6 protein-coding genes are annotated in these 4,374 nt (G+C 53.4%); all 6 read right to left on the bottom strand.

All coding sequences use genetic code 11. The annotated features are described in order from the left end of the window. Positions 1–1,258, bottom strand: a 1,258-nt coding sequence (locus tag VMJ32_13785) for a recombinase family protein (protein ID HTQ40091.1), incomplete at its 3' end; no start/stop codon positions are given. 350 nt (positions 1,259–1,608) lie between these two features. Next, positions 1,609–2,121: a hypothetical protein gene (locus tag VMJ32_13780; protein HTQ40090.1), complete on the bottom strand. Its 513-nt coding sequence runs from the start codon at positions 2,119–2,121 to the stop codon at positions 1,609–1,611. A 315-nt stretch (positions 2,122–2,436) separates the two neighbouring features. Further along, positions 2,437–2,622, bottom strand: a complete 186-nt coding sequence (locus tag VMJ32_13775; GenBank protein HTQ40089.1) for a hypothetical protein — start codon at positions 2,620–2,622, stop codon at positions 2,437–2,439. 378 nt (positions 2,623–3,000) lie between these two features. Next, positions 3,001–3,159: a hypothetical protein gene (locus tag VMJ32_13770; GenBank protein ID HTQ40088.1), complete on the bottom strand. Its 159-nt coding sequence runs from the start codon at positions 3,157–3,159 to the stop codon at positions 3,001–3,003. Between the two features lie 106 nt (positions 3,160–3,265). After that, positions 3,266–3,490 carry a hypothetical protein gene (locus tag VMJ32_13765; GenBank protein ID HTQ40087.1) on the bottom strand — a complete coding sequence of 75 codons (225 nt, stop codon included), beginning with the start codon at positions 3,488–3,490 and terminating at the stop codon, positions 3,266–3,268. A 62-nt stretch (positions 3,491–3,552) separates the two neighbouring features. Beyond that, the gene (locus VMJ32_13760) at positions 3,553–3,699 is read right to left on the bottom strand and encodes a hypothetical protein (protein ID HTQ40086.1); all 147 of its coding nucleotides are present in this window, start codon (positions 3,697–3,699) and stop codon (positions 3,553–3,555) included. Positions 3,700–4,374 lie beyond the last annotated feature (675 nt).

Genomic DNA, 4,374 nt, shown 5'->3' with positions numbered 1-4,374 from the left:
TTTCAGCCAAGACCCGCTCCTCAAGGAGCTTACGAATTTTCTTTAAACTGTCGAATTGGTTGACCAACTGTTTCAGAGTCAGGAGCGTCAATTGCAATAAGGCCTCGGCATCCACCGAGTTGTTATCGCATTCGCTGCCAGCGGTTCGCATGTAGCGGCCGCATGTATAAAGCCGTCGCTGGCCCGATTGGTGCCCATACATGATCGAACCGCAGCCGTCGGTCATATCAACCACACGACAAGCCAGCGGATATTTTGCTGGGTCGGAGGTTCTCGGAATGCCGCGCTGACTCTTCCCACGTTCCGCAGTATCTTGCTGAATCTTTTGCCACTTGCCTTCATCATACAACGATTCAAAACCGGTTTTCTTGCGCACCACCAGGGAAGAGTCGTTACGGATAACCTTGGCCCGATTCTCTTTGTTGCGGTCGGAGTTCACCAGAGTGCGGTGCCCTTCAGTGCCTAATCTCCGATGGTTGCCTTCGCTGCGATGACCGTATTCCTTGAGGCCCAGGATGGCGGCATTGCGACACAGCTCCAAAACCGTATTTGCACACCATTTGCCGCTTACGCGATGACGTATTCCGTGGTCAGTGCGTACTATCTCTGCTCCAGGACTTGGAATTCCAAGGCCGTTAAGGTGCTGCGCAATTTTTTTGCCTCCGAGGCCCTGGTGCTTTAAATCGAGAACCAAAATCCAGACTTCAATTTTGGCAAGGTCTTTAGCGCGCCATCGCACATGACACCCTTGCTGTCGTACGCGGCGGCCAGGAACTAACTCCATAACTACTTGACCTGCCGCATCGACCAATACACGGATAAAGCCGTACGGTGCGCTGCCACCCGTGGAGTAGCCCTCGCAGGCCAACAGCCGCTGCGTATCGAGCACGCGTTCAGCTAATTTGCGAAGAAACTCACCATTTTCGTGGTATTCGGCAACGAGGGTTATCATCACGCCAAGGTCGGGATTGGAGGCATCTATCGGCCCTGCTTCACCATTGTTGAAAACGAAGGTTACCCCACGCTTGCGGATGTCGCACTCGATCGTCGCCATGCGCAGCGCATCTTCGGGCCGTGCTAGCCGATCGCGGCGGTAGCTAAGGACCCACTTAATTCTTGGATTCGACTCGATATCCCGCACGGCTGCTTGAAATCCCGGACGGTTCATGTCCGCGCCACTTATCCCATCGTCAACCCGCAGAGTTTTGTATGCATGCAAGCGGTTTCGAATCATATGATCAAGATCGCTTTGCGACACATTTATGCTAAGACTTCGCCGCGACCCCTCAGCCAGAGCCCAGGCGAGTTGTGTTGCGAGGCTAAGCTCGTTCCGGCTATAGCTTCGCCGAAGGTAAATCAACGAATCACTGAAATTTTCGTGGGCCATGTTTTCTCGATTGCAGTTTGAGCTAATGGCTCTTGAGTTACGCAGTATCGCCTCAAGCGGAGGATTTTCGAGAATAATAGACTACTCGCAGGGCAAGTTCGCCGTTGCCCAAGAGCCCATGGAACGGATGAAGGGATCTAATCACGCTCGTGAACTGCGTCGCCAAAGAAGTATGGTCCTGGTTACAAGAGCTGACACGGGCATAAATAGCGACCTGAATGTTATTCGATTTGCTCATGAAATTCACCTTTCAAAATTAGGTTTCTGTGGTCAAAAACAAAAGAGGCCAACAACCGCTGTAGTTCCCCAACATCGCCATACCTGATGAGAAAGTCGGTACCCAGTTCTTGGGGGCCGTACCACGAACAGTTGCTATGCCACAAAGTAACGACGCGACTCATCAATGGGCATCGCTCGACAGTAACCTGGCCAAATAGCGTCGAGGGGTCGTCGGCAAGCCGATCGACCAAAGCTGCAAGCAGCTCACAAGCTGGAGGGAATTCTTCGGCAAGCGGCGCCAGCGCGTCGCTTTGCTGCCAATGTGCAATTCGGAGAATCGCTCCCAGCTCAACCAGGAACAGCGGCGGATATTGCCCCGTGGGATCTATGCCCAAAACCCTTTGCCACTGCTTGAGACATGCGGCGACCATGTCGGCCGATTCTTGAGCGTGCCGCACGTAGGCTGCCAACCATTCGATGAGCTCGCCACGATCGACTTCTTCGACAGCGTCCATGAGTCGGCCTCCTTGCCGCGCTTACTAGGGCACACTCTAATTATAGCGCGAAACAATCTAGGCGATCATTTTTTTTTCGAGAGAAATCAAATTCCTACTATTTGGCGCGGCGGAACGCACTCTTCGCGAATTCTAACATTGCAGTGCTCGCAAATAGGGGCGACGGTATGATCGTCACAAAGTGCCCAACTTTCCAATTATGGTCGATGATCCATGCGAATTTAGCTATGCGTCGACATCATGGCTATCACGCCACCAAGCATCAGCATCTTTTCCTGAACGCTAAAGGCGTTTTCCGGGCAGGCATAGCATCGATTACTTGCTAGCGCAACCCGTCTCGTCTGATACGGCGACTTCCTGCGCCCGGATCAGTTGGGTGGCGCAACGCGCGATCAATCTGATTAGGCGTACTTGGGCATCGGCGATTTGCTCGGCCGTTGCTTGGTCCGTGTTTCGATCATGTTCGTTGAACTGTTGATGCTTTGGTTCTTCGGTATTCATTTTTATTACATCTTTCGTGTTGAGCTAAAAGTTCCATAGGCATTTCCAACAAGTCAGCCTTGTCGCCATGAGCTTTATGATTAACGCGCTGGCACAATGATAGGCCGGACCAGCAATGCTGGTTTTCCGTTGGGGTATAAGAATTGGCAGATCGGCAGTCGTAGATCAATTTCAGCATCACCATCGGCAGCGGCATCGGGTTCGTCTGCCTCTGCGTTGCCCCTGCTGGGGACCGGGACCAGGGCCGCCGATAAATATCCACACGATCACGCCAATCAGAAGAAGCCACCATAATGTATCCACCACAGTACCTCCAGGAAATTTGGTGGACCAGCCGAACGGCAAGAGCTCGCCATCCGGCTGGAACACAGAACATTTTCATTGATTTAATAGCGCTGCCAGATTTGCGGCTTCTCCAGGGTGAATAATGGCCACGCGTTCAATGCCAATCTCGAATCGGGCGGCCAGGACCGCATGGCCGGCTTCGTGGTAAGCCCGGCGCTGGTTTTTGGGCATGGGGGGTTTGGAGGGAGGCATAAATCTTCCTTGAGATAAAAAATATTCTGGTCAGCGAATCTCACAGAGTCGCCGACCAGAACGTTGTTGAATGGGCGAAAGGCCGAGGCCGGGCATTGGTCCAGGGTTACTTGAGAAATGCCTCGAGATCGTCGAGTGATAACTCAAAACGCGAACCGGCAGCCACAGAATTCGACTCGATGTCGACCAGCATGTAGCCGCCTTCATTGTCCACCGACAGTTGCCTTCGAGATCTGCGAACCAAATAGCCAAAGCGGCCAGCTTTCCTTCGCAGGGAAATCTCGCGGCTTTTTTCCTGGCGATCTAGATCGTCTGACAATAAAGAACACATGACACAAACTCCATCAATGGAAAAAGGAACGGTGCGGCTGCCGAACATTTCGACAGCGCGCGCTACGCCACAGCTTGTTTACCGCAGCGCACAAGCTGCGCGAACGCGCAGTAAGTGTTGGCGATCACCTCCTGGATCAATTCTTCCCGGGCTGCGGCCCGCCGATCACGGAAGGCAATCCAAGCCTCCCGACGAATCTGAGGGAGCATGGCCAGAAACTGGTGTTGAACAAATTCGGATCGATGATCAGCGGGACTGGTACTTAACGGTGCAATCATGGGGACGACACCTCTTTGGGAAGGAGGACCGGCAAGTGGCCTGTTGCTCTCGTTCCCACTGGAGCGCCAACAGCCGCCCCAGCACTTAGGCAAAATTCCTTTTGGCTGGCGTGAGCCGATCGTTTGCCAGGGTGACTCTCTCGGGACGATGCGGCACGTTGTCGGACCCACTGGGCAAGGGCGACTTCGGCGATAATTTCCTCTGCGTCATTCTTTAATCCTCTAAGCTATGGACTTACGCGGAAGTCCGCCCGACGTCACGGGCAAGGGGAAAAGGTTAATGCGCCTGTCCATCTCTTGTTACGCAAAAGTGACAAGAATTTAGGGGTATGACCAAGGCTGAGGCGTCGCGAGTGTCGCGACGCCAAGAAGCTCCGGATTGGACGTTTGATGGCACTTTGTTTTACGACATGGGTTTAGAAACATTCGCAGAGCAAGCCTCAGCAGCGTTGGCAGTTATCGCTTGGGAGTTCCGAGAAACCAACGATTTCTGGCTTGGTGGTCCGACAGCGCTGTCTCGCTGCGTCGGTGAGGACTTGCATGGGGCTACCTGTCCTTGAAGGGAGGCAAAAGATCGGGCCAGAACGCCAAACCCCTTCAGAGACC

This window comes from Pirellulales bacterium (genome assembly GCA_035499655.1).
Taxonomy (GTDB): Bacteria; Planctomycetota; Planctomycetia; order Pirellulales; family JADZDJ01; genus DATJYL01.
This window is presented reverse-complemented; position numbering and strand designations above follow the sequence as displayed.